The 23,886-nt window shown below is 65.1% G+C and carries 27 protein-coding genes; 17 read left to right on the forward strand and 10 right to left on the reverse strand.

The window, feature by feature from the left end; all coding sequences use genetic code 11:
• Nucleotides 1-281 precede the first annotated feature (281 nt).
• The 7 genes from rsmI (at nucleotide 282) to IVB48_RS28585 (ending at nucleotide 7,383) form a co-directional block, all read left to right on the forward strand.
• Entirely contained in the window at nucleotides 282-1,232 is a 951-nt protein-coding gene (gene rsmI / locus IVB48_RS28555; RefSeq protein WP_247405147.1) for a 16S rRNA (cytidine(1402)-2'-O)-methyltransferase, read from the forward strand.
• Nucleotides 1,219-1,620: a YraN family protein gene (locus IVB48_RS28560; protein WP_247405149.1), complete on the forward strand. Its 402-nt coding sequence runs from the start codon at nucleotides 1,219-1,221 to the stop codon at nucleotides 1,618-1,620. The genes rsmI and IVB48_RS28560 overlap by 14 nt, the downstream gene beginning before the upstream one ends.
• A 10-nt stretch (nucleotides 1,621-1,630) precedes the next feature.
• Nucleotides 1,631-2,575, forward strand: coding sequence for a glutathione synthase (gshB, locus tag IVB48_RS28565; RefSeq protein ID WP_247405152.1), 945 nt, complete (start codon nucleotides 1,631-1,633; stop codon nucleotides 2,573-2,575).
• Nucleotides 2,576-2,974: 399 nt separating this feature from the next.
• Complete coding sequence (gene cpaB / locus IVB48_RS28570; RefSeq protein ID WP_247405156.1) at nucleotides 2,975-3,778, forward strand: Flp pilus assembly protein CpaB; 804 nt, start codon at nucleotides 2,975-2,977, stop codon at nucleotides 3,776-3,778.
• A 10-nt stretch (nucleotides 3,779-3,788) separates the two neighbouring features.
• Nucleotides 3,789-5,306, forward strand: coding sequence for a type II and III secretion system protein family protein (locus IVB48_RS28575; RefSeq protein ID WP_027566223.1), 1,518 nt, complete (start codon nucleotides 3,789-3,791; stop codon nucleotides 5,304-5,306).
• A gap of 56 nt (nucleotides 5,307-5,362) precedes the next feature.
• Nucleotides 5,363-6,097 carry a CpaD family pilus assembly protein gene (locus tag IVB48_RS28580; protein ID WP_027566224.1) on the forward strand — a complete coding sequence of 245 codons (735 nt, stop codon included), beginning with the start codon at nucleotides 5,363-5,365 and terminating at the stop codon, nucleotides 6,095-6,097.
• The gene (locus IVB48_RS28585) at nucleotides 6,094-7,383 is read left to right on the forward strand and encodes an AAA family ATPase (RefSeq protein ID WP_106943964.1); all 1,290 of its coding nucleotides are present in this window, start codon (nucleotides 6,094-6,096) and stop codon (nucleotides 7,381-7,383) included. Before IVB48_RS28580 ends, IVB48_RS28585 begins: the two co-directional genes overlap by 4 nt.
• 28 nt (nucleotides 7,384-7,411) lie before the next feature.
• Here IVB48_RS28585 and IVB48_RS28590 read toward each other — a convergent pair whose 3' ends face one another.
• Complete coding sequence (locus IVB48_RS28590; RefSeq protein WP_247357374.1) at nucleotides 7,412-8,197, reverse strand: tetratricopeptide repeat protein; 786 nt, start codon at nucleotides 8,195-8,197, stop codon at nucleotides 7,412-7,414.
• A 79-nt stretch (nucleotides 8,198-8,276) separates the two neighbouring features.
• On the reverse strand, nucleotides 8,277-8,522 hold the full coding sequence (locus tag IVB48_RS28595; RefSeq protein ID WP_007598461.1) for a PilZ domain-containing protein: 246 nt from the start codon (nucleotides 8,520-8,522) through the stop codon (nucleotides 8,277-8,279).
• A gap of 226 nt (nucleotides 8,523-8,748) precedes the next feature.
• On the opposite strand from IVB48_RS28595, the gene IVB48_RS28600 reads away from it, so the two are divergent.
• The 6 genes from IVB48_RS28600 (at nucleotide 8,749) to IVB48_RS28625 (ending at nucleotide 15,477) form a co-directional block, all read left to right on the forward strand.
• Nucleotides 8,749-10,287, forward strand: a complete 1,539-nt coding sequence (locus IVB48_RS28600; protein WP_247405159.1) for a YifB family Mg chelatase-like AAA ATPase — start codon at nucleotides 8,749-8,751, stop codon at nucleotides 10,285-10,287.
• Nucleotides 10,288-10,339: 52 nt separating this feature from the next.
• Nucleotides 10,340-10,681 (forward strand): hypothetical protein, encoded by a 342-nt coding sequence (locus tag IVB48_RS28605; RefSeq protein WP_027566228.1) that lies wholly within the window; start codon nucleotides 10,340-10,342, stop codon nucleotides 10,679-10,681.
• 118 nt (nucleotides 10,682-10,799) lie between these two features.
• Nucleotides 10,800-11,267, forward strand: coding sequence for a hypothetical protein (locus tag IVB48_RS28610; protein WP_247405162.1), 468 nt, complete (start codon nucleotides 10,800-10,802; stop codon nucleotides 11,265-11,267).
• A 140-nt stretch (nucleotides 11,268-11,407) separates the two neighbouring features.
• Nucleotides 11,408-13,633, forward strand: a complete 2,226-nt coding sequence (locus IVB48_RS28615) for an ATP-binding protein (RefSeq protein ID WP_247405476.1) — start codon at nucleotides 11,408-11,410, stop codon at nucleotides 13,631-13,633.
• 101 nt (nucleotides 13,634-13,734) lie between these two features.
• Nucleotides 13,735-14,364, forward strand: a complete 630-nt coding sequence (locus IVB48_RS28620) for a histidine phosphatase family protein (protein ID WP_247405165.1) — start codon at nucleotides 13,735-13,737, stop codon at nucleotides 14,362-14,364.
• Between the two features lie 54 nt (nucleotides 14,365-14,418).
• Nucleotides 14,419-15,477: an AI-2E family transporter gene (locus tag IVB48_RS28625; protein WP_247285045.1), complete on the forward strand. Its 1,059-nt coding sequence runs from the start codon at nucleotides 14,419-14,421 to the stop codon at nucleotides 15,475-15,477.
• A 61-nt stretch (nucleotides 15,478-15,538) separates the two neighbouring features.
• Here IVB48_RS28625 and IVB48_RS28630 read toward each other — a convergent pair whose 3' ends face one another.
• The 8 genes from IVB48_RS28630 to hisB form a co-directional block, all read right to left on the reverse strand.
• Nucleotides 15,539-15,778 carry a hypothetical protein gene (locus IVB48_RS28630; RefSeq protein WP_247405168.1) on the reverse strand — a complete coding sequence of 80 codons (240 nt, stop codon included), beginning with the start codon at nucleotides 15,776-15,778 and terminating at the stop codon, nucleotides 15,539-15,541.
• A 100-nt stretch (nucleotides 15,779-15,878) separates the two neighbouring features.
• A complete protein-coding gene (coaA, locus tag IVB48_RS28635) occupies nucleotides 15,879-16,835 on the reverse strand; it encodes a type I pantothenate kinase (RefSeq protein WP_007598451.1) in 957 nt (318 codons plus the stop codon).
• 20 nt (nucleotides 16,836-16,855) lie between these two features.
• Nucleotides 16,856-17,182: a phosphoribosyl-ATP diphosphatase gene (locus IVB48_RS28640; RefSeq protein ID WP_007598445.1), complete on the reverse strand. Its 327-nt coding sequence runs from the start codon at nucleotides 17,180-17,182 to the stop codon at nucleotides 16,856-16,858.
• Nucleotides 17,183-17,283: 101 nt separating this feature from the next.
• A complete protein-coding gene (gene hisF, locus IVB48_RS28645) occupies nucleotides 17,284-18,060 on the reverse strand; it encodes an imidazole glycerol phosphate synthase subunit HisF (RefSeq protein ID WP_007604055.1) in 777 nt (258 codons plus the stop codon).
• A gap of 10 nt (nucleotides 18,061-18,070) precedes the next feature.
• Nucleotides 18,071-18,808 (reverse strand): 1-(5-phosphoribosyl)-5-[(5-phosphoribosylamino)methylideneamino]imidazole-4-carboxamide isomerase, encoded by a 738-nt coding sequence (hisA, locus tag IVB48_RS28650; RefSeq protein ID WP_247405478.1) that lies wholly within the window; start codon nucleotides 18,806-18,808, stop codon nucleotides 18,071-18,073.
• On the reverse strand, nucleotides 18,805-19,455 hold the full coding sequence (gene hisH / locus IVB48_RS28655; protein ID WP_027566236.1) for an imidazole glycerol phosphate synthase subunit HisH: 651 nt from the start codon (nucleotides 19,453-19,455) through the stop codon (nucleotides 18,805-18,807). The genes hisA and hisH overlap by 4 nt, the downstream gene beginning before the upstream one ends.
• The gene (locus tag IVB48_RS28660; RefSeq protein ID WP_247285043.1) at nucleotides 19,452-19,982 is read right to left on the reverse strand and encodes a DUF2628 domain-containing protein; all 531 of its coding nucleotides are present in this window, start codon (nucleotides 19,980-19,982) and stop codon (nucleotides 19,452-19,454) included. The genes hisH and IVB48_RS28660 overlap by 4 nt, the downstream gene beginning before the upstream one ends.
• A 65-nt stretch (nucleotides 19,983-20,047) precedes the next feature.
• Nucleotides 20,048-20,641: an imidazoleglycerol-phosphate dehydratase HisB gene (hisB, locus tag IVB48_RS28665; protein WP_027566237.1), complete on the reverse strand. Its 594-nt coding sequence runs from the start codon at nucleotides 20,639-20,641 to the stop codon at nucleotides 20,048-20,050.
• Nucleotides 20,642-20,842: 201 nt separating this feature from the next.
• Between hisB and hslV the strand changes: the two genes are divergently transcribed.
• From hslV to hslU, 4 genes are read left to right on the forward strand one after another with little or no spacing between them, the layout of a single operon-like run.
• Nucleotides 20,843-21,403 carry an ATP-dependent protease subunit HslV gene (gene hslV, locus IVB48_RS28670; protein ID WP_027566238.1) on the forward strand — a complete coding sequence of 187 codons (561 nt, stop codon included), beginning with the start codon at nucleotides 20,843-20,845 and terminating at the stop codon, nucleotides 21,401-21,403.
• 3 nt (nucleotides 21,404-21,406) lie between these two features.
• Nucleotides 21,407-21,892, forward strand: coding sequence for a GNAT family N-acetyltransferase (locus IVB48_RS28675; protein ID WP_027566239.1), 486 nt, complete (start codon nucleotides 21,407-21,409; stop codon nucleotides 21,890-21,892).
• Nucleotides 21,889-22,506 (forward strand): DUF2585 domain-containing protein, encoded by a 618-nt coding sequence (locus tag IVB48_RS28680; protein ID WP_247405171.1) that lies wholly within the window; start codon nucleotides 21,889-21,891, stop codon nucleotides 22,504-22,506. The genes IVB48_RS28675 and IVB48_RS28680 overlap by 4 nt, the downstream gene beginning before the upstream one ends.
• A 52-nt stretch (nucleotides 22,507-22,558) precedes the next feature.
• Nucleotides 22,559-23,863 carry an ATP-dependent protease ATPase subunit HslU gene (hslU, locus tag IVB48_RS28685; RefSeq protein WP_027566241.1) on the forward strand — a complete coding sequence of 435 codons (1,305 nt, stop codon included), beginning with the start codon at nucleotides 22,559-22,561 and terminating at the stop codon, nucleotides 23,861-23,863.
• Nucleotides 23,864-23,886 lie beyond the last annotated feature (23 nt).

The following is a 23,886-nucleotide window of genomic DNA, read 5'->3' on the forward strand; positions in this document are numbered from 1 at the left end:
GTCGTGAATTCAGGCATATTGTCGGCAAATAGTTAACTCAAACAAAAGGATAATGCCCGCTTAACGCGGCTTCCTCTCAAGTTCTGGCTAGCTGTCCGCCGTCCGTCAGCCAGCATCAAGGCGGCGTTTCCGCCGCGAATATGGCGCTGACGCTTCATTCCCTGGGGAATGTGATGCCGAATGGATCACATTCCAGTCCTTGCCTCGCCCCTTGCCCAGGCACGATCTTTTTCCGGGGACCGGTTCCCAGCCCCGGGGATCATGCCTAAGTTCGTCTGATTATGCGCGCAAAGCCGTCCCCGATAAATACACCTGAGACTACGGAGCCCGCCTCGCGCGGTTTCTCCATCGACGCCCATCGGCTTGTCGCGCCGAAGGCCGCGCCTGGCCTGCACCTGGTCGCGACCCCCATCGGCAATCTCGGCGACATCACGCTGCGAGCACTGCAGACCCTCGCCGGGGTCGATGTCATCGCCTGCGAGGACACCCGGATCACGCGGCGTCTGACCGAGCGCTACGACATCTCCGCGCAGCTCAAGCAGTATCACGAGCATAACGCGGAAGCGGCCCGTCCAAAAATCCTGGAGCGGCTTTCGCAGGGCGGCTCGATCGCGCTGGTGTCGGACGCCGGCACGCCGCTGATCTCGGACCCCGGCTACAAGCTGGTGCGCGAGGTCTGCGCCGCCGGCCACGCCGTCTACGCGCTGCCCGGCCCGTCCTCGGTGCTGGCGGCGCTGTCGGTCGCAGCGCTGCCAACCGACCGCTTCTTCTTCGAAGGCTTTCTGCCTTCCAAATCAGCCGCGCGGAAGTCGCGCCTGGCCGAGCTTGCGCGCATCGATGCGACGCTGGTGATGTTCGACTCCGGCAATCGCGTGCAGGACACGCTCGCCGAGCTCGCCGAGATCATGGGGACCCGTGAAGCCGCGATCTGCCGCGAGCTGACCAAACTGCACGAGCAGATTTCGCGCGCGACGCTGCGTGAGCTCGCGCGCGATGCCGACACGCTGGAGACGCGCGGCGAATTCGTGCTGGTGATCGCTCCGCCTGCGGCCGATGCCGAGATGCTGACATCGGACGCGCTCGACGACCTCCTGCGCGAGCAGCTCGCCGCGAACAGCGTCAAGGATGCGGTGGCGCATGCGGTCGCGCTCTCGGGCCGGCCGCGCCGCCAGGTCTATGCCCGCGCGCTCGAGCTTGCCAAAGATCTGCGGGGCGGCGATGGCGAAGACTGAGACCCCGGCAGAACCGAAAATCGCATCGCCCGAGCGCGTCGCCGCGTTCCGCACCGGCATCTCCGCGGAAAGCCGCGCCGCGGCCTATCTCATGGCCAAGGGCTACCGCATCCTCGCCAAGCGCTTCCGCACGCCGCATGGCGAGATCGACATCGTGGCGCGCCGCCGCAATTTGATCGCCTTCGTCGAGGTCAAGGCGCGCGCGACCCTGGACGACGCCGCCTTCGCGGTGACGCCGCGCCAGCAGCAGCGCATCATCGAGGCCGCGCAAGGCTGGCTCGTTGCGCATCCCGAGCATGCGGAATTTGAAATGCGATTCGATGCCATGCTGATTGCGCCGCGGTCACTTCCACGCCATGTGTTGGCGGCATTCGACGCCTCGACCTGAAAGGCAGACCATGAAACTGAACGTCGCCGTCCAGATGGACCCCATCGCCCGCATCAACATCAAGGGCGATTCCACCTTTGCGCTGCTCCTGGAGGCGCAGAAGCGCGGCCATGGTCTGTCCTATTACACGCCCGACAAGCTCTCGATGGTCGGCGAGGAGATCGTCGCTCCGGTTCAGCTGCTCACCGTGCGCGACGAGCCCGGCAATCATTTCACCTTGGGTGAGCCCAGGCGCGAGGCGCTCAACGGCTTCGACGTGGTGCTGCTGCGCCAGGATCCGCCGTTCGACCTCGCCTACATCACCTCGACGCACCTTCTCGAACGCATCCATCCGAAGACGCTCGTCGTCAACGACCCCGCTTCGGTGCGCAACGCGCCGGAAAAGCTGTTCGTGATGAACTTCCCGCAGCTGATGCCGCCGACGCTGATCTCGCGCGACCTCGACGAGATCAACGCATTTCGCGACAGGCACGGCGCCGTGGTCATGAAGCCCTTGCACGGCCATGGCGGCGCGGCGGTGTTCCGCGTGATGCCGCAGGACATGAATTTCGGCTCGCTGTTCGACATGTTCTCGGTGACATTCAAGGAAGCCTGGGTGATCCAGCAGTTCATCCCCGAGGTCAAGCACGGCGACAAGCGCATCATCCTGATCAACGGCGAGTTCGCCGGCGCGGTGAATCGCGTGCCGGCCGCCGACGACCTCCGCTCCAACATGGTGCGCGGCGGAGCAGCGCAGGAGACCGAGCTCACGCCGCGCGAGCGCGAGATCTGCGCCACCGTCGGCCCGGCGCTGCGCGAGCGCGGGCTGTTGTTCGTCGGCATCGACGTCATCAACGGCAACCTCACCGAGATCAACGTGACCTCGCCAACCGGCATCCGCGCCATCGCGCGGCTCGGCGGACCGGACGTTGCCGCAAAGCTCTGGGCCGTGATCGAGCAGAAGCGGGCGAAGTAACCGCGTTTGTATGACCGCGTTCTTGTAGTCGGCGATCTCTCCCGCGTCGTCCCGGCCCCCCCGTGCGCAATTGCGCACCAGGCCGGGACGACACCGGAGATGTGCGGCATTGCGTTGCGTCTCACTGGAATGATGGCGCGATGTCATCGTCGCCACATCACTAACCACGCATTCACCATGACGCGGCGCGCATCATTCGAACGCACGGGCCGCAACTGCGTGAAACTACGGGGCCAGTGGCCGACCGGCTAACGCGACGTTCACCATCTGCCGAAAGACCACAGCGCGGCCGTCGATCGCATTCGGCCTCGCAACACCGCTTATACTTTTACTGCCTACTCATCGACACGGGGAACCCGCCAGGTGCGGTTCGAGTGCCCCGCGTAAGAGTAGAAGCGTATGAACACCGCACGCATTGTCGTTCTCGTCATCGCACTGGGCGCCGGCGGCGTCGCTGCGTATCTGGCGAGCGGCTATGACAACAAGCCCGCGCCCGTTCTCCCCGTCGCCGAGAAGCTGCCGACGGTCGAGGTCCTGGTCGCCAAGAACGACATCCAGCTCGGTCAAGCCGTGAAGCCCGAGGATCTGCAATGGCAGGTCTGGCCGGCGGCGACCGCGAGCAGCGCCTTCATCCGCCGCGACAACAGGCCCGAGGCGCAGATCCAGATCGCAGGCTCGATCGCACGCGTGCCGTTGATGCAGGGCGAGCCGATCCGCGAGCAGAAGCTGGTCAAGGCCGACGGCTCCGGCTTTATGGCCGCGATCCTGCCGTCTGGCATGCGCGCCGTCTCCACCGAGATTTCAGCCGAGACTGCCGCCGGCGGCTTCATCCTGCCGAATGACCGCGTCGACATCGTGCTGACCCGCCGCCTGAAGAATCCCGACGGGGCCGCCGGTAACGACCTCATCCTGTCCGAGGCGATTCTGACCAATATCCGCGTGCTCGCGATCGACCAGGCGCCGAAGGAAAAGGACGGCCAGAATGCCGTCGTCGGCAGGACCGTCACGCTCGAGCTCAAACCCGACCAGGTCGCCACGCTATCGGCAGCGCGCCAGGGCGGCACGCTGACACTCGCGCTGCGCAGCATCGTCGATGCCAACTCGGTCGACAGCACGCCCGAGGACCAGGCGAGCAAGCGGACCGGCGGGGTCAACGTGATCCGCTACGGCGTACAGGCGCGGCAACTGACGTCACAGAAGTGATGGGGATATGATGAACTTTGGGGATGATCGGACGGGCATGCGCATTCGGGGGAATCGCGCGCGCTCGGTCTGGACGGGGACGATGCTGATCCTGGGGCTGCTCGCAGCCCCTGATGTCGTCAGCGCCGCGGATGCGCCGGTCGGCGACCAGGCGCCCATGCAAGCAGCGGATCTCGATGTGTCGCCGGTCGGGACGATTGCACCGGCGAAGACGCGCTTCCTGTCGCTCGGCGTCGGCAAGTCCGCTGTGATCGACCTGCCGCGCGACGTCAAGGACGTGCTGGTCGCCGATCCCAAGATCGCCAATGCCGTGATCCGCTCGGCCCAACGCGCCTATATCATCGGTGGACAGGTCGGCCAGACCAACGTCGTGTTCTTCGCCGCCGACGGCCAGCAGGTCGCCGCCTACGACATCGCGGTGAAGCGCGATCTCAACGGCATGCGCACGGCGCTGCGTCAGTCGCTGCCGGGCGTGCAGATCGAGGGTGTCGGCGACAGCGTGATGCTCACCGGCTCGGTGTCGAGCCCGGTCGAGGCCCAGCAGGCCGGCGACGTCGCCGCCAAACTGGTCGGCGGCTCCGAGAAGGTGGTCAACAACATCGTCGTGCGCGGCCGCGACCAGGTGATGCTCAAGGTCGTCGTCGGCGAAGTGCGCCGCGATATCGTCAAGCAGTTGGGCGTCGATCTCAGCGCCAGCCTGAATGCCGGCACCGCGGTGGTGAACTTCAACAATTCGAACCCGTTCTCGGTCAGCGGCGGACCGATCGTCAGCAACAACGGATTAGGTGTCGCCGGGCTCACCAAGGGCTTCGCGACCGTCAGCGCCACGATGCGCGCGATGGAAAGTGCCGGTGTCATGCGCACGCTCGCCGAGCCGAGCCTGACCGCAATCTCCGGCGAATCCGCCACCTTCATCGCCGGCGGCGAATTCCCCATTCCGTCCGGCTATGCCTGCGATCCCGTCACCCACGTTTGCACCACCCAGATCACCTACAAGAAGTTCGGCATCTCCCTGAACTTTACCCCGGTGGTATTGAGCGAGGGCCGGATCAGCCTGCGCGTCATGACCGAGGTGTCCGAGCTGTCGAACCAGAGCGCCATCACGGTCACCCAGGCGCTGTCCTCGAACTCGACCAACTCGATCACAATCCCGTCGATCCAGACCCGCCGCGCCGAAACGACGCTGGAAATTCCCTCGGGCGGCTCGATGGCGATGGCCGGCCTGATCCAGCAGCAGACCAAACAGGCGATCAACGGCCTGCCCGGCGTCGACCAGGTGCCGATCATCGGCGCGCTGTTCCGCAGCCAGGACTTCGTCAACAACGAGACCGAGCTGATGGTGATCGTGACGCCCTATGTGGTGCGCGCGGTGGCTCAGAAGGAGCTGTCCCGACCCGACGACGGCTTCGCGCCGGCGTCCGATGCCCAGACCGCGCTACTCGGCCGCATGAACCGCCTCTATGGCATCGCGCGCCGCGTCGATCCGATCGCGGGCACGCCCGGTGATTTCGGCTTCATCATCGACTGATGACGAACGGACGGCTTGGGAACGGGGCAAGAGACGGGGCACGAGGGGATGAAGCGATGACGAAGACCATGGCCGATCGACGTCGCAAGTTGAGCGTCGCGCTGGCACTGACGGGGCTCTCCGTCATGCTGGGCGCGTGCAACACCACCGGCGAGGTCGTCACCCAGACGGTGCCGACCGACTATCGTCAGCGTCACCCGATCGCGGTCGAGGAAGCCAAGAAGTCGATCGTGATCTTCGTCGGCAAGGCTCGCGGCGGCCTCTCGGCCGCGCAGCACGCGGACGTCGCCGGCATTGCCCGGGACTGGGTGCGCGAAGGTACCGGCTCGGTCGTCGTCGACGTCCCCGTCAACGCCGCGAATTCGCGGGCGGCGGCAGCGACCTATCACGAAATCCGTTCCGTGCTCGCCTCCGGCGGCGTACCCGCGCGTGCCATCGTCCAGCATCCCTATCGGCCCGAGGATCCCGGACTGCTGCCCACCATCCGTCTGAGCTATTCCCGGATCGCCGCGGTCGCGGGCCCCTGCGGGCTGTGGCCGGAAGATCTCGGCCCCTCCATCCTCGACCCCGGCTACAACGAGAACCGGCCCTATTTCAATCTGGGCTGCGCCAGCCAGCGCAACCTCGCGGCCATGATCGACAATCCGGCCGACCTCGAGCAGCCGCGATCCGAGACGCCGGCCTATAACGCACGGCGTGACGTGGCCTTCGAGCGCTATCGTAAGGGCACGCCGATCGCGACCATGAATCCAGACGCCGACAAGGCCAAACTCAGCGATACAGGCAGATGACACGCGTCCACGACGAAGAAGCGGACGATCCGCAGCACCCCGAGGAACACATTGCGCCGGTTCCTCGCATCTCCGTGCAGGCCTTTTGCGAGACCGAGCAGACGCTCGCCGCGGTGACCGCGGCCGGGCAGGATCGCCGCCTCGCCAAGGCGCATCTCACCGCCAAGGATGGTGGCCTAGCTGCGGCAATCGAAGTCTATGAAACGATGCCGACGCCGAACGTCATCGTGATCGAATCCGACGGCACGCGCGACATCCTCGAGGGCCTCGACGACCTCGCCGGCGTCTGCGATCCCGGCACCCGCGTGGTCGTGATCGGCAATCCCAACGACACCGCGCCCTATCGCGAGCTGGTCCGCCGCGGCGTCAACGACTATGTGGTGGGACCGGTCGAGACGCTCGACGTCGTCCGCTCGATCTGCAGCCTGTTCTCGGCGTCCGAAACCATCATCACCGGCCGCGTCATCGCGGTGGTCGGCGCCAAGGGCGGTGTCGGCGCCTCCACCGTCGCGCACAATGTGGCCTGGACCATCGCCCGCGACCTCGCACTCGATTCCGTCGTGATCGATCTCGACCTCGCCTTCGGCACCGCGGGTCTCGACTACAACCAGGACCCCGTGCAGGGCATCGCCAATGCGGTGCTGTCGCAGGATCGGCCGGACACGGCCCTGATGGAGCGTCTGCTCTCCAAATGCACCGAGCGTCTCAGCCTCCTTGCCGCGCCTGCCACCCTTGACCGCGTCTACGATTTCGGCGCGGAGGCCTTCGACGCGGTGTTCGACACGCTGCGCATGACCACGCCCTGCATCGTGCTCGACGTTCCCCATCAATGGTCGGGCTGGACGCGACGCGCGCTGGTCAACGCGGACGACATCGTGATCGTGGCCGAGCCCGATCTTGCGAACCTGCGCAACACCAAGAACATGCTGAACGTGTTGAAGGCGGCGCGGCCGAACGACCGGCCACCGCTCTACTGCATCAACCAGGTCGGCATGCCCAAGCGTGCGGAGATCGAGGTCAAGGCCTTCGCCAAGACCATGGAGAGCCAGCCGATCGCGGTTATCCCGTTCGATTCGAAGCTGTTCTCGACCGCGGCCAACAACGGCCAGATGATCGCGGAGGTCTCCAAAAGCCACCGCACCACCGAACTGTTCCAGAACATGGCGAACCGCCTTGCCGGGCGCGGCGAGGTGAAGAAGCCGAAGCGCTCGCTGCTCGGACCGCTGCTGAAGAAGCTGAAGGGTAGGTCGGGGCGCGGGTCAGCCCCGCATCGCAAGGCATCCTGAGCAAGGCATCCTGACGCGCGAGGGCGGGTTACTTCTCCGCCCGCTGCTGCTTCTTCACCAGCAACTGCCGCAGCGCCGTGACCTTTGCCGCCGCCTGATCCGGCGGCAGGTCGGCCTTCACGATGGTTTCGGCCTCGGCCTGCTTTCCTTCCAGTCCCAGTACGAGCGCGAGATTGGCGCGCACGCGGAGATCGGCGGGATTGCGCGCGTGCGCCCGGCGCATCGTTTCCTCTGCCCGCGGCAGATTGTTCTGCAGCATGTAGGACAGTCCGAGATTGGACAGCACCGACGGCTCGTCCGGCACGATCTTGAGCGCGGCGGCGTAATATTGCTGCGCTTCCTCGTTGCGGCCGAGTTGATCGAGCGCGGCGCCCTGCGCCGACAGGATATGCCAGTCGGGATCCTCGGGCGAATGCGCGCGGCCGAGGACGTCGAACGCCTGCTGGAAACTGCCGCTGTCGGCGAGCGCGCGGCCGTAGCCTGCGAGCAGCGCCTTGTTGCTGGAATGGGCGAGCACGGCCTGCTCCAGCACCGCGAGCGCCTGCGCGCGCTGGCCGGTCTGGCGCAACGCCTTGCCGTATTCGAGCGCGACGTTGGGATCGCCAGGCTTGGCGCGATAGCGCTCGCGCAGCGCGTCCATGTCCGGCCTCACGTCCGGCTTGGTGTCGGCCCTGCCAGCCGTTTCCGACTTTCCGCCGAGCGCGCCGGTGATGTCCTCGATGCCAGTGGTCTGACAGCCGCCAAGAGCCAGGATCAGAAGCGCGGAAAACAGATATCTCGCCGGAGGAGAGGCGACGGACAAACGCTTGGACATACTCTGATCACTCGGCGACTGATCAGAGATGCTTACCGATTAACGCTAAAGTCCCGTTAAGGCGGGGCGCTTGCGCGGCTCAGTCGGTGAATTCAGCGCCGAACTCGCAGCCGATGCGCCAGCGCAGGCGGCACTGCCGGGAATAGTCGGGCGCGAAGATGATGGTGAATTGCGGCGGCACTTCCAGGAACTCCGCCACCACTTTCACGCCGCCATCCGAAATATCCGTGATCGTGCAATCCCGCGGCAGCGAACCCGCGCCAAAGTGAATCTTGGCGAGCCGTGTGCACATCCGTCGTTCGCTTCTCCGGCGATTTGCAAGCATTTGAATTGTTCACCCGTTAGACCACGGCCCATCCCGCACCCCTAGGAGTAGCGGACATTCGTTGGGATGTGCTGAGCAGAGCAGCTTGCATTCGAGGCGTAGTGTCTTCGTCGTGTTTACGATCAGTTAGGGCCTTCCGGCTCCTGGGCATGTTCCTGTATTGTTCTTGCAAGAGCCGGCCCGCTCTGCTACCCCTAATTGTGCAACAGGGCAGGCTGGTTCGGGCATGGTTCAGCGGGTTTCTACCGTCGCCTTTGAGGGGATCGAGGCCCGCGCGGTCGACGTGCAGGTGCAGGTCGCGCCGGGTCTTCCGGCCTTCGCGATCGTCGGTCTCCCGGACAAGGCGGTGTCGGAGGCACGTGAGCGGGTCCGCTCGGCGCTGATCGCCTCGGGGCTGGCGCTGCCGGCGCGGCGGATCACCGTCAATCTCGCGCCCGCCGATCTGCCCAAGGAGGGCAGCCATTATGACCTGCCGATCGCGCTTGGGCTGATGGGGGCGATCGGAGCGATCCCGCCGGATGCGCTGACCGGCTTCACTGTTCTGGGCGAGCTTGGCCTCGACGGATCGATCGCGCCGGTGGCCGGTGTTCTTCCCGCCGCGATCGGCGCCAATGTGCGCGAGGAGGGCCTGATCTGTCCGGCGGCTTGCGGCTCGGAAGCGGCGTGGGCGAGTCCGGACATCCAGATCATCGCCGCGAGTTCGCTGATCCAGATCGCCAACCACTTCAAGGGAACGCAGGTGCTGTCGCGGCCTGTGCCGAAGGTGCATGAAGCCGCTGCCTCGCCGCTCGACCTGCGCGACATCAAGGGACAGGAGAGCGCCAAGCGGGCGCTGGAGATCGCGGCCGCCGGCGGTCATCACCTGCTCATGATCGGCGCGCCGGGCGCCGGCAAATCGATGCTGGCGGCACGCCTGCCCTCGATCCTGCCACCGCTGTCACCGGGCGAGTTGCTCGAGGTCTCGATGATCGCCTCTGTTGCCGGCGAGATCGAGGGCGGCGCGCTGACGGCGCGGCGGCCGTTCCGATCGCCGCATCATTCCGCCAGCATGGCCGCGCTCACCGGCGGCGGCATGCGCGCCCGGCCCGGCGAGATCTCGCTCGCGCATCAGGGCGTGCTGTTCCTCGACGAGCTCCCCGAATTCGATCCGCGCGTGCTGGATTCGTTGCGCCAGCCGCTGGAGAACGGCGAGGTCTCGGTGTCCCGCGCCAATCACCGCGTCACCTATCCCGCGCGCTTCATGCTGGTCGCCGCGATGAATCCCTGCCGCTGCGGCAATGCGTTCGAGCCCGGCTATGCCTGCAAGCGCGGCCGCATCGATCGCTGCACCGACGACTACCAGGCCCGCATCTCCGGGCCACTGATGGACCGCATCGATTTGCGCATCGAGGTTCCCGCGGTGACCGCCGCCGATTTGATCCTGCCGCCGCCGGCAGAGGGCTCAGCCGAAGTCGCCGCGCGCGTGGCGGCGGCGCGCGACATCCAGCTCGCACGCTACGCGAATGCCGGCCTGCCGAAGGTTCGCACCAATGCCGAAGCGCCGGCCTCGGTGCTGGAGGAGATCGCCAAGCCGGATGCGCAAGGCCAGAAGCTCCTGCGCGACGCCGCCGAGACCATGCGGCTGTCGGCGCGTGGCTATCACCGCGTGCTCCGGGTGGCGCGCACGCTCGCCGATCTCGACGGCGCCGACAAAATCGGCCGTCTGCACCTCGCCGAGGCGCTGTCCTACCGCGCGCTCGCGGAAGATGTGCGGCAGCTGGCGTGAGCGATGCGCCGCCGCAGCTTTCTCGACAACATCACCATGCCCGAGATTGATCATGACCGATGCGAATGCCTGCACCATCAGATTTGTTCGTGCGTCCCAATATGCCGATTGGCTGAGGTCGTACGAGCTGTGGGTCAACGGGACCAGCGTTGGGAAGCTTGCACGCAACGACGTGTTGGAGATCACGCTGCCGGCCGGCACCTGCACGATCGATGCGAGCATTGATTGGGGCAGGAGCCAGCCGCTCGTCGTTCGCAGCAGTCCCGGCCAAACCGTCGAGATCGAGGTCAGGAACAGGTGGGGTGCCTGGGCGGCGCTGTGGGCGATCAGCTTTGGCAAGAACAGCTATTTGGTTCTCACTGAAGTCGAGCGAAAAACCAACAAAAGCGCCTAACCGACCGAGACTCTCATCCCCCGATACCGGCATCAACCCGGCGGTAACGAGTTTCCTTTACGCTCTGCAAACCATAAGGCCCATCAGTTCCCGTACAGGGCCTGGCGAGTAGCGTGTCATGTTGCGTTTCAAGATCCTGGCCTCGGTTGCTCCCCTGTTGGCGGCGGCGGTGTTTGCCCGCAGTGAGATCGGATCGGTCTCGCATCCCTGCATCGCCCTCGGCGACACCTCCGTCGAGCTGACGTCGCTGTTCTGGACCGCCGGCGTGCATGTCGCCTTCACCGATGATCCCGCGCGCGCCACGGTGCGGGTTCAGATCACCGAGGATGCGGACGCTGCCGACTTCGCCGTCGTCGACGATGGCCCCGGTTCGGAATCGGAGTCCTGCCAGGCCAACCCCTCGACGCGCCTGATCTCGATTGCGGCGCAGCCCGTCGACGGCGGTCAGGTGATCTATCTCTCCAGTGAGGGGCCGGCGGATTACCGCGTCTATGTGCGCTCGAAGACCTTCTCCCAGCGCGAGGCGGCGGCGCTGATCGTCGGCGCCCGCGGCGGCCACCGCCATCTCCAGGCCGCTTCGCTTTGAACCGCCTCGCTCTGCGCCGTTAACACCTCGTCAACCCTGTTTGGAGGCGGTCGCAGGGCCTCAAACTGTTCGCAAGGTCGACGGCACATCGTCGTTGACAGCGAGCACAGCGTTTTAAGAAAAGAGTCGGGTCGGTGGCGATGGATCGGACGTTCCGGATCAAGGTGCGCATGCGCCGCTTCAGGCGACAGTACCCAAAAATCGCCTTCGCAATCCGCTCCATCATGATCTTCTCGGCGACCTTCGGCGGCGCCTATGGATTTGTCTCCGGCAGCCGGTCCGAGACGTCCGGCTACGATCCCAATGCGTTTGCGATCGGCGTCAGCTTCCTGTTCGCGCTCGCCTGCCTCGGCCTCGCCACGCTCAGCATGCGCCTGCGCTTCGTCAACAAGCGGATGCGTGCGCTGGCTGCCCACAACGAAACGCTGATCGACCGCAATTGGGAGCTGAAGGAAGCGGAAGAACGCGCTCGCAGCCTGTTCGAACAGCAGGGCGACCTGATCGTGCTGCGCGACACAAGCGGCCGCATCACCTTCGCCAACGACGCCTATTGCGCGCTTGCCGGGCAGGCGCGCGGCGCGCTGGTCGGCACGCGCTTTGATTTCGACGTGCTGGAGCAGGGCGACAGCGCGCGCGAGAGCAACGGCACGCGCATTCACGACCAGAAGATCGCAACTCCGCTCGGCGCGCGCTGGATCGCCTGGCGCGAAGGCTATGTCCGCCTCGACGCCGGCCAGCCCGCCGAATTGCAGAGCGTCGGACGCGATGTCACCGACCGCACCGAGACCGAACGTGCGCTGTCCGACGCCCGCGACCAGGCCGACGCCGCCAACCGGGCGAAATCGCGCTTCCTGGCGATGGCCTCGCACGAGATCCGCACGCCGCTCAACGGCATCATCGGCATGGGCGGGCTGCTGCTCGACACCACGCTGACGCCGGAGCAGTCGACCTACGCCAGGGCCGTGAAGACCTCGGGCGAAGCGCTGATGGCACTGATCGAGGAGTTGCTCGACTATTCCAAGATCGAAGCCGGCAAGCTCGATCTCGAGCAGCGACCCTTCGCGCTCTCGGCTCTGATCGAGGACATCACCGAGCTGCTCGCGCCGCGCGCGCAGGCAAAGCAGCTCGAGATCGCCGCCTATGTCGACGAGCGGCTGCCGCTTGAAGTGGTCGGCGACCCCGCGCGGCTGCGCCAGGTGCTGCTCAACCTCGCCGGCAACGCCATCAAGTTCACCGCGAGCGGCGGCGTCGCGCTGATCGTCGAGCCCGGCATCTGGCCGAACGAGATCAGTTTTCTGGTGCGCGACACCGGCATCGGCATCGCAGCACACGCGCAACAGCGCATCTTCCGCGAATTCGAGCAGGCCGACGAACGCGTCGCCCGCACCCATGGCGGCACCGGCCTCGGTCTCGCCATCAGCGAGCGCATCGTCAAACGCATGGGCGGCCGCATCACACTTACGAGCGAGCCGGGCAAGGGCGCGACCTTCGAGGTCGCAGTACCGCTGGCGTCATCCCTCGCCGGCGCGGAACAGACGGCATTCCCCAGCCCCGATCTCACCGGCAAGTCGATCCTGCTGATCGCCGACGGCATCGAGGCCTCCCTGATCGCGCGGCGGCTGGAGCGCTGGGGCGGCCAGACCTGCATGGTGACTGACGCCGCGGTGGCGGAAGCGCTGCTTCCGGAACGCTCATGGCATTCGGTGCTGATCGATCGCGCGCTCGGCGCTGTCATCGCCGACCGCCTCGGCGAAGCCGCACGCAGCCATGCGACGCAACGCTTGGTGCTGCTGACGTCGGGCTCGCGCCACGAGAAACTCTCGCCGGCCTTCACCGGCTTCCTGGTGAAGCCGCTGCGCGCGGCCTCACTCGCCGCACGCCTCGCGCTGCCCCCGGAGGTCGCATCGCCCGATCTCGCGCCGGAGCCATCGGCTCAACCCGCCGGCGCGGTACCGGCGAAAGGCCTGTCGATTCTCGTCGCCGAGGACAACGAGATCAACGCGCTGTTGATGCGCTCGCTGCTGACGAAACTCGGCCACCGCGTGGTCATCGCGATCAATGGCGAGGCCGCGCTGGAATCCTGGCTCGGCGCGTCATCGGCCGGCACGCCCTATGATCTCGTGCTGATGGACATCCAGATGCCGCAGCTCGACGGCATCGAAACGACAAAACGAATCCGCGCGCATGAAGCAGCCAAAGGCGGCCACCACACGCCGATCCTCGCGCTCACCGCCAATACGCTGGTGGAGGATCGCTACGCCTGCTTTGAAGCAGGGATGAACGGGTTCCTGATCAAACCGCTCGATCGCGAGAAGCTGGAAGAGGCGCTGGCCGGACTGGCGGCGGCGCGGCAGCTGGCGGTTTGATCCGGATTCCATAGGAACCCGATCTCGGACGGCAATCGACAATTGAAATCGACCGCGTCGCGCGTCACCATCCTCAGGGGCATTCAAGCAGAGGACTTCGCATGAACGTGCTGTGCCGCCTCGCCTTCGTGATCCTTCTCTGTGGTTCCACTCACGCCGCCGCGGCCGATGGCTCGCAACTGATCGCCTCGCTCAAGCAAGGCGGTTACGTGCTGGTGTTTCGCCACACGGCCACCGACGACGGCCAAAAGGATCTCTATCCTTTCAAATTCGACGACATGAGCGCCCAGCGTCAGCTCAGTGAAAAGGGCCGGGACATGGCGCGCCAGATCGGAACGGCCATCAAGGAACTCGCGATCCCGATCGGCGAGGTCTACACCAGTCGGCTGAACCGCGCGATCGAGGCGGGCAGACTGATCTCCGGCCGCGAGGTCAAGCCGGTCGACGCCTTGACGGACAGCAGCAACGCGAGTGCGTCGGGCATGGCAAATCCGACCGGTGCCAATGCAAAGGCAGGCCAGGCCGTGCGGCAGCTCGTCGACGCGCCGCCCCAGGCCGGCACCAACACGGTCCTGGTCACCCACAAGACCAACATCGCCGATGCCTTCGGCAAGGATGCCGGGGACGTGCAGGAGGGCGAAGCTTTCATCTACAAGGCTGGCAGCTCGGGTCCCGCAACCCTTGCAGGACGCATCAAGCTCGCCGACTGGACCGCGAAAGCAGACAAGTGACGGCCGGACATCGGGTCCGGATCATGCTCTGGCAACAGAAGGGCTAGGGAACACGTGAGAACGTCGGAAGACCGCTCATTCCTCGTCTTGCTTGCCGCGATCTCGCTGGCATTCGGGTGGGTACTTTGGCCGTTCTCCGGCGCGTTGTTGTGGGCCACGCTTCTGGCGATCATCTTCGCGCCACTCTATCGCCGCGCCCTCGAAACGCTTCCGGGACGGCGCAACCTCGCCGCATCGTTCACTGTCGTCGTCGTGATCGTCATGGTCCTCATCCCCGTGGCGGTCGTCATCGCCTCGCTCATCGACCAGGGTGGGGAGCTGTATCAGCGCGCTCAGAGTGGGGAGATCAGTTTCGCTCATCCCCTGCAGCAGCTGAAATCCGCGTTGCCCGCCTGGGCTACTTCCCTGTCGGATCGCCTGGCTGGCATCGATTTTTCGGCCCTGAAGGAACGTCTGTCGAGTCTGGTCGTCCCTGCCGGCCAACAGCTGGCGGGACACGCCATTAACATCGGTCAGTTGACGCTGGAGTTCGTCGCAAGCTTGCTCGTGATGTTGTACCTGCTGTTCTTCCTGCTCCGTGATGGTGACGAGCTCAACGTACGGATCCGCGACGCGCTCCCGCTCCGGCCGAGCCACACCAGCGAGATTCTGAATGCGTTCACCCTGGCGGTTCGCGGGACGATCAAGGGGATCGTTCTCGTTGCGCTAATTCAGGGAGCGCTTGGCGGGCTGATTTTCTGGGTGCTCGGCTTGACTGTCCCACTGCTGGCGGGCGCCCTGATGGCGCTGCTCTCGCTTCTGCCCGTGCTCGGCTCTGCGCTCGTTTGGGTTCCGGTCGCGCTCTACCTGCTTGTGGCAGGCTCAGTCACGAAAGGGATCATCCTGCTCGCCTTCGGGATCTTCGTGATCGGTCTTGCGGACAATTTTCTCCGTCCGATCCTGGTCGGCCAGTCGATCCAAATGCCGAGCTATGTCGTGCTGCTCGCTACCGTAGGCGGCCTTGCGGCGTTCGGAGCGAACGGGTTCGTCATCGGCCCACTCGTCGCCGCGATGTTTCTCACGGCGTGGCACATCTTCATCGCTTCGAAAGCGCGACAGGAGGTCCGGAAATGATCGTCATGTCGAGTTACTATCCGGCGGTCAGCCGAGCGCCGAATCCGTTCCCCCCCGAATGCTATGAGGCGTGAGCAGCAAACCGCGGCGCGGACAGCTTGGCCGGCGGCGTCGCGGTGCCCTTGAATTTAGTATCTGCCTGGGCCGCGCGCTTGCAATGCGGACACACGAAGAGATGCGCGATGACCGGGGTTGGCTCGTCCGCCAGCAGCTCGGAACGGAACCACCTCATCTCGATATGGCAGTCCGGGCAGGTCGGTGCTTCGAGATGCTCGGCGGCGTTTCTGAGACGATCAACCATGGGTCCCTCGCGTTTACGGAGGTCATAGCCGAATACCCTTTGTCGGTCTGCAACAAAAGACACTCTGCGCGCGACGGGCTAGAGCCGTCGACCGCAGCGGTTACAGCCGCCTGAGCGCCACGCTTGCCACCGTGTGGTCGGCGCCCTTCTTCAGGATCAGGGTCGCGCGGGGGCGGGTCGGCAGGATGTTATCCTCGAGATTGGCGAGGTTGGTGCGTTCCCAGATCGCGATCGCGGTGGCGGTGGCTTCCTCGTCCGACAACAGCGCGTAGCGGTTGAAGTAGGATTTCGGATTGGTGAACGCGGTGTCGCGCAGCGACAGGAAGCGCCTGATGTACCACTGCCGCAGCGCGGCCTCATCGGCGTCGATATAGACCGAGAAATCGAAGAAGTCGGACACGACGGGCACGGCCTTGCCGTCACGCGGCAGCTTGCCGGTCTGCAGCACGTTGACGCCCTCGACGATCAGGATGTCGGGCTGGTCGATCTCCGCCCACTGGTTCGGCACGATGTCGTAGGTCAAATGCGAATAGACCGGCGCGCGCACATGGCGGCGGCCGGCCTTGATGTCGGAGAGGAAGCTGAGCAGCAGCGGCAGGTCGTAGCTCTCCGGAAAACCCTTCTTCTGCATGATGCCCTGCCGCTCCAGCACGGCGTTGGGATACAGAAATCCGTCGGTGGTGATCAGCTCGACCTTGGGACGCGGCGACCAGCGCGCCAGCAGCGCCTGAAGCACGCGGGCCGTGGTGGATTTTCCAACCGCGACCGAACCGGCGACGCCGATGATGTAGGGCATCTTGCGGTCGCGGATATTGAGAAACTGGCGCTCCGCGTAATAGAGCCGCTGCATCGCATCGACATAGATCGACAGCAGGCGCGACAGTGGCAGGTAGATGTCCTCGACCTCCTGCAAGTCGAGGCGGTCGTGCAGCGAGCGCAGCCGGTCGAACTCGCCCGGCTCCAGCGTCATCGGCGTGTCGTCGCGCAGTCGCGACCACTCCTCGCGCGTATAGACGCGGTACGGGTTATACTGCTGCTCGGGTGCGCGGATATCCATGACGCGACTCTCCACCTCGGCTAGCTGCCGCCCTTGCGCGACGCCTTTTCTTCCAACCCTGACATATTGGTCCGCTTGTCCAATGCGGCCTCGACCTCTTCCAGCTTTACGCCGCGGGCCTTGAGCAGCACAAGGAAATGATAGAGCAGGTCGGCGCCTTCCGCGATCAGATGCGCGCGATCGTTTTCGACTGCTGCGATTACGGTTTCGACTGCTTCCTCTCCGAACTTCTTGGCGCAATGTTCGGCGCCCTTGTCGAGGAGCTTGCGGGTATAGGACGCCTCGCCACCCGCTGCCGCGCGGGCGTCGATGGTCTCGGCCAGGTCGTGGATCGTGAAACGCGGCATACAAATACTCGGAAAACGCGCCTTGGCCGATGATTGGCCGGTTACCTGGCGGGATAAGCCGGTTCCCGCCGATGATGTAGCATTTTTAGGGACGGGAGTCGTCAGGCATCGAGGCGCATGGGCAGCCCGCGCCGGGACATGTGCTCCTTGGCTTCGCGGATGGTGAATTCCCCGAAATGAAAGATCGAGGCGGCCAGCACGGCGGTGGCGTGGCCATCGCGAATACCGTCGACGAGGTGGTCGAGATTGCCGACGCCGCCCGAAGCGATCACGGGAACGGGAATGCTGTCGGCGATCGCCCGGGTCAGCGGGATGTCAAAACCCTGCCGCGTGCCGTCGCGGTCCATTGAGGTGAGCAGGATTTCACCGGCGCCGAGCGAGACCACCTCCTGGGCATATTCGATGGCGTCGATGCCGGTCGAGTTGCGGCCGCCATGGGTGAAGATCTCCCAGCGCTCTCCGCCACCGGCGCGCTTGACCCGCTTGGCATCGATCGCGACCACCACGCACTGCCCGCCGAATTTCTCGGCGGCTTCCTTGACGAACTCGCGCCGCGACACCGCGGCGCTGTTGATCGAGACCTTGTCAGCGCCGGCGCGCAGGAGGGTCTTGATGTCGTTGACCTCACGCACGCCGCCGCCGACGGTCACAGGCATGAAGCAGGCTTCAGCGGTGCGTCGGACCACGTCCAGCATGATGCCGCGATTCTCGTGGGTCGCGGTGATGTCGAGGAAGGTGAGTTCGTCCGCGCCGGCGGCGTCATAGGCGATCGCCGCTTCGACGGGGTCACCGGCGTCGCGCAAATCAACGAAGTTGACACCCTTGACGACGCGGCCGTCCTTGACGTCGAGGCAGGGGATCACGCGCACCTTGAACATGTGTCAGCTCCTAGGCGGCGCGCGCGTTGCGGATCAAGGTGAGGGCGGCGGCCGGCTCGAGCCGACCGTCATAGAGCGCGCGGCCTGCGATCGCGCCGGCGAGCTTTTTCGCGCGCGGCGTCAGCATCGCCTTGACGTCCTCGATCGAGGCGAGGCCACCGGAGGCGATCACGGGAATCGAGATCGCATCCGCCAGCGCGATGGTCGCATCGAGATTCAGGCCCTTGAGCAGGCCGTCGCGCGCGATGTCGGTGAAGATGATGGCGGCGACGCCGGCATCCTCGAAACGCCGTGCAATCTCCGGCACCGTCACCTGCGAGGTCTCGGCCCAGCCTTCGACCGCGACCTTGCCGTCACGTGCATCGAGCCCGACCGCGACGCGGCCGGGGAATTTCCTGGCAGCCGCCTTCACCAATTCAGGGTCGCGCACGGCGGCGGTGCCGATGATGACACGGGTGATGCCCTTGTCGAGCCAGGCTTCGACAGTCGCGAGATCGCGAATGCCGCCACCGAGCTGCACCGGAATCTTGATCGTCTTCAGCATCGCCTCAACGGCCTGCGCATTCACCGGCTTGCCGGCAAACGCGCCGTCGAGATCGACGACATGGAGATACTCAAAGCCCTGCGCGACGAAGCTCTCGGCCTGCGCGGCGGGATTGAGGTTGAACACGGTCGCGCGCGCCATGTCGCCCTGTTCGAGGCGCACGCATTGGCCGTTCTTGAGGTCGATCGCGGGAAAGAGAATCACGGTTTCCATCGCAAAAAGTTCGAGATCAGGGCCAAACCAAAGCGCTGGCTCTTCTCGGGGTGAAACTGCGTCCCGATGGCCGTGTCCTTGCCGACGATCGCGGTAACGGGCCCGCCGTAATCGGCGCGCGCGAGCACGTCCGCCTCGTTGGCGGCGTTGAGGTGGTAGGAGTGCACGAAGTAAGCGTGCTGGCCCTTGGGGCCGAGCGGCAGCTTGTCCAGCACCGGGTGCTCGCGCAGCACATCGAGCGTATTCCAACCCATGTGCGGGATCTTCAGGCTCTCGTCGCGCGGCGTGATCTTCTCGACGTCGCCGCCGATCCAGTTCAGGCCTTGCGTAATGACATGCTCCTTGCCGCGGGTGGCGAACAGCTGCATACCGACGCAGATGCCGAACATCGGCCGCGCCTTGACCCGCACCGCTTCGGTGATCGCCTCGACCATGCCGTTGACCGCATCGAGCCCACGCCGGCAATCGGCGAAGGCGCCGACGCCCGGCAGCACCAGACGGTCGGCGCTGTAGGCCTGGTCCGGATCGCTGGTGACGAAGACCTTTTGCGGGTTCTCCATGCTGCGCGCGGCGCGCTCGAACGCCTTGGCGGCCGAATGCAGATTGCCGGAACCGTAATCGATGATGGCGACGCTCATCTTGACCCTCCCGGTTCTGGAAACAAACCAATGATGCCACCCGCCGGCATTGGCGGCGGGTTGGAAAATTGCTGACCCGGCACGTTGCGGGTCGGCGGCGGGCCGCCGCGATCGACGGCCCATTGATCATTGACGATGCCGCGCTGCTTCTGGCTCCAGCGCTCGAAAAAGCGGCGCTCGGCGGTGTCCTCGTCGTCCGAAATCACCACGTCGAGCTGCCGCCATTTTCCGCGCGACAGCGTCCAGCGGCGCAGGCTGGAGGCTTCGAATCCCATCAGGAGCGCGACGATGATGTCGGCGAAGAAGATCGACGACCGGCCGACGCCGAGGCTGGACAGCCCGACATTGAAGGCGGCAACGAAGATCACCCAGCCGATCAGCGCCAGCCACAGCCGATTCCACAGCAGCCAGAACGGTCCGAAGATCATCGCCCAGAAATGGAAGCCGTCACGCACGAAGACGAACTTGTCGGTCGCGCGCAGATCGGCTCCGGCAGGTGAGGGAGCATGAACTGTGTAGACGGACATGGCGATGCCCCGTTCCCTAGGAATTCAGTGATACCGCAAAGGCGCGGGCCGCGGGCCGAAAGATGTCAGCCGCCGAGCGAGCCCTTGGTGGACGGGATTTCGCCCACAGCCTTCGGATCGATCGCGACGGCGGTGCGCAGCGCCCGTGCCAGACCCTTGAAGCAGGACTCGGCGATATGGTGGCTGTTATCGCCATATAGGGTCTCGACGTGAAGAGTCACGCCCGCGTTCATGGCGAAGGCCTGGAACCACTCGCGCACCAGCTCGGTGTCGAACTCGCCGATCTTATCGCGTGGGAAGTCGACCTTGAACACCAGGACCGGGCGGCCCGAGATGTCGATGACCACGCGCGACAGCGTCTCGTCCATGGGCATGTGCACGCCGGCATAGCGGGTGATGCCCGCCATGTTGCCGAGCGCCTGCCTGACGGCCTGGCCGAGCGCGATGCCGGTGTCTTCGGTGGTATGGTGATGATCAATGTGCAGATCGCCGACCGCCTTGACCGTGAGGTCGATTCGGGAATGGCGGGCGAGGAGATCGAGCATATGGTCGAAAAAGCCGATGCCGGTCGCGATGTTGGACACGCCGGTGCCATCGAGGTTCACGGTGACCTCGATGTCGGTTTCCTTGGTCTTGCGCTTGATCGTCGCGGTGCGCATCAAAACTAGCTTTCATCCTCGTTCGGGCCGAAAACGCCGGTCTTTTAACAGCCAAATGACGCCTTCGCTACTGCGGGAACGGCTGGCCGGGCCTCTACTTCTGCCTATGGTGAGCGAAATTGGGCCCGGAGCGGCCCGTTGTGGGCCAGTTGTCCCCTTGGCCCCGACCGCCTAAATCAGGCCGGACAACGAGGATCATTCATGCAGGACTCCCCAAACAGCTCGCCGGTCTGGCACGGCACCACGATTTTGACGGTCCGCAAGGGCGGCACGGTGGTGGTCGGCGGCGACGGCCAGGTCTCGATCGGCCAGACCGTGATCAAGCACAACGCCAGGAAGGTCCGGAAACTCGGCAAGGGCGACGTCATCGGCGGCTTTGCCGGCGCCACGGCCGACGCCTTCACGCTGTTCGAGCGTTTGGAAGCCAAACTCGAGCAATATCCGGGGCAATTGACCCGGGCCGCCGTCGAGCTCGCCAAGGATTGGCGCACCGACCGTTATTTGCGACGGCTGGAGGCCATGATGATCGTCGCCGACAAGGACGTTTCCCTGGTGCTGACAGGTACCGGCGACGTGCTGGAGCCCGAAGCCGGCGTCATGGCGATCGGTTCGGGCGGAAATTACGCGCTGGCGGCCGCACGCGCCTTGCTCGACACCGACAAGGACGCCGAGACCATCGTCCGCCGCTCCCTCGACATCGCTGCCGACATCTGCGTCTACACCAACCGTAACGTCACTGTCGAAGCGCTGTCGGCCGGGTAGGCCATGGCCCCCGCCTACACCTTCCGCCCGATGACCGCGGCCGATCTGCCGCTAATCCGGCGATGGCTCGGCGAAGCTCATGTGCGGGACTGGTGGGGCGATCCGGACGAGCAGTTCGCGCTCGTGAGCGGCGATCTGGATGAGCCGGACATGGACCAGTTCATCGTGTTGGCCGACGGCAAGCCGTTCGGCTATCTTCAATGCTACCGCCTGACCGCCTGGAATACGGGTCTTGGGCCGCAACCGGAGGCCACCCGTGGCATCGATCAGTTCATCGGCGAAAGCGACATGATCGCGCGCGGGCACGGTTCGGCATTCATCCGCCAATTCGCCGACGCGCAGTTACGAGACGGTCTGCCGCGCATCGTCACTGATCCTGATCCGCTCAACGCGCGCGCCGTGCGCGCCTATGAGAAGGCCGGCTTTATCCGCGACCGCATGGTCGAGACGCCCGACGGAGCAGCGCTGCTGATGGTGCGCGAGGCATGACGCTGACAAGCACATACGAAAGCAAGGCCGCGTTTCCACCGCTCGCCTGGGTCGGCATCGCGCTGCTGCTGCTGGCGATGCAGGCCTCGATCCTGCTCGCGATGGGCCGGGTGCCGATCTGCACCTGCGGCTATGTCAAGCTGTGGCATGGCGTGGTGAACAGCTCGGAGAATTCGCAGCACATCGCCGACTGGTACAGCTTCTCGCACATCCTGCACGGCTTCCTGTTCTACGGGCTGACCTGGCTGCTGTTCGCGCGGCTGCCGTTCGTGTCTCTGTCCTGGCCCGCGCGCCTGATCGTCGCGATGCTGATCGAAGGTGCCTGGGAGATCGTCGAGAACTCGCCTTTCATCATCGAACGCTACCGCGCCGGAACGATCTCGCTGGATTATTTCGGCGATAGCATCGTCAATTCGGTTTCTGACAATTTGTCCATGATGCTGGGCTTCCTCGCCGCGCGCCTGCTGCCTGTATCGGTGACCGTCCTGCTCGGGCTCGCCTTCGAAATCATGCTGGCGCTCCATATTCGCGACAATCTGACGCTCAATATCCTGATGCTGATCCATCCGATCGAGGCCGTGAAACAATGGCAATCGGGTCCGCCGATCATCTGACGGCAAAAAAAGCGGCTTGTCCCGCCCCGCATCTGATCCTAGCTAAGGTCCCATGACAGACTTTTCTCCCCGCGAAATCGTTTCCGAACTCGACCGTTTCATCGTCGGCCAGGCCGATGCCAAGCGCGCCGTCTCGATCGCGCTGCGCAACCGCTGGCGGCGGCAGCAGCTCGAAGGCTCCTTGCGCGAAGAAGTGCTACCGAAGAACATCCTGATGATCGGCCCCACCGGCGTCGGCAAGACCGAGATCGCGCGGCGGCTCGCCAAGCTTGCCAACGCGCCGTTCCTGAAGGTGGAGGCGACGAAATTCACCGAGGTCGGCTATGTCGGCCGCGACGTCGAGCAGATCGTGCGCGATCTCGTCGAGGTCGCGATTGCCCAGGTCCGCGAGCGCAAGCGCAAGGACGTGCAGGCACGCGCGCAGCTCGCCGCCGAGGAGCGCGTGCTCGATGCCCTGGTCGGTGCCAATTCCAGCGCCGCAACGAGGGACTCCTTCCGCAAGAAGCTGCGCGCGGGCGAGCTCAACGACAAGGAAATCGAGATCGAGACGCAAGGCGGCGGCAGCGGCTTTCCGATGTTCGAGATCCCCGGCATGCCCGGCGCGCAGATGGGCGCGGTTTCGATCGGCGACATCTTCGGCAAGCTCGGCGGACGCAGCAAGACGCGGCGGCTGACGGTGGAGAGCTCGCACGAGATCCTCATCAACGAGGAATCCGACAAGCTGCTCGACAGCGATCAGTTGACGCTGGAGGCGATCAGCGCGGTCGAGAACAACGGCATCGTGTTCCTGGACGAGATCGACAAGATCTGCGCCCGTGAAGGCCGCGCCGGCGGCGACGTCTCGCGCGAGGGTGTGCAGCGCGACCTGTTGCCGCTGATCGAGGGCACCACGGTCTCGACCAAGCACGGCGCGGTGAAGACCGACCACATCCTGTTCATTGCCTCAGGCGCCTTCCACGTCGCCAAGCCGTCCGATTTGCTGCCGGAACTGCAGGGCCGCCTGCCGATCCGCGTCGAGCTGCAGGCGCTGACCCGCGACGACATGCGCCGCATCCTGACCGAGCCCGAGGCCTCGCTGATCAAGCAATATGTCGCGCTGATGCAGACCGAGGGCGTCACGCTCGACATCACCGACAACGCGATCGACGCGCTTGCGGACGTCGCGGTGGCCGTGAATTCTACCGTCGAGAACATCGGCGCGCGGCGGCTGCAGACCGTGATGGAGCGGGTATTGGACGAGATCTCCTTCACCGCCCCCGACCGCAGCGGCGAGACCGTCAGGGTCGACGCCGATTTCGTGCAAAAGCACGTTGGCGACCTCGCCAAGAACGCGGATTTGAGCCGGTTCATTTTGTAAATCCGGGCGGCCGCGCTATGGAT

The sequence above is a fragment of the Bradyrhizobium sp. 76 genome (assembly GCF_023073025.1).
In the GTDB taxonomy this organism is placed as follows: Bacteria; Pseudomonadota; Alphaproteobacteria; order Rhizobiales; family Xanthobacteraceae; genus Bradyrhizobium.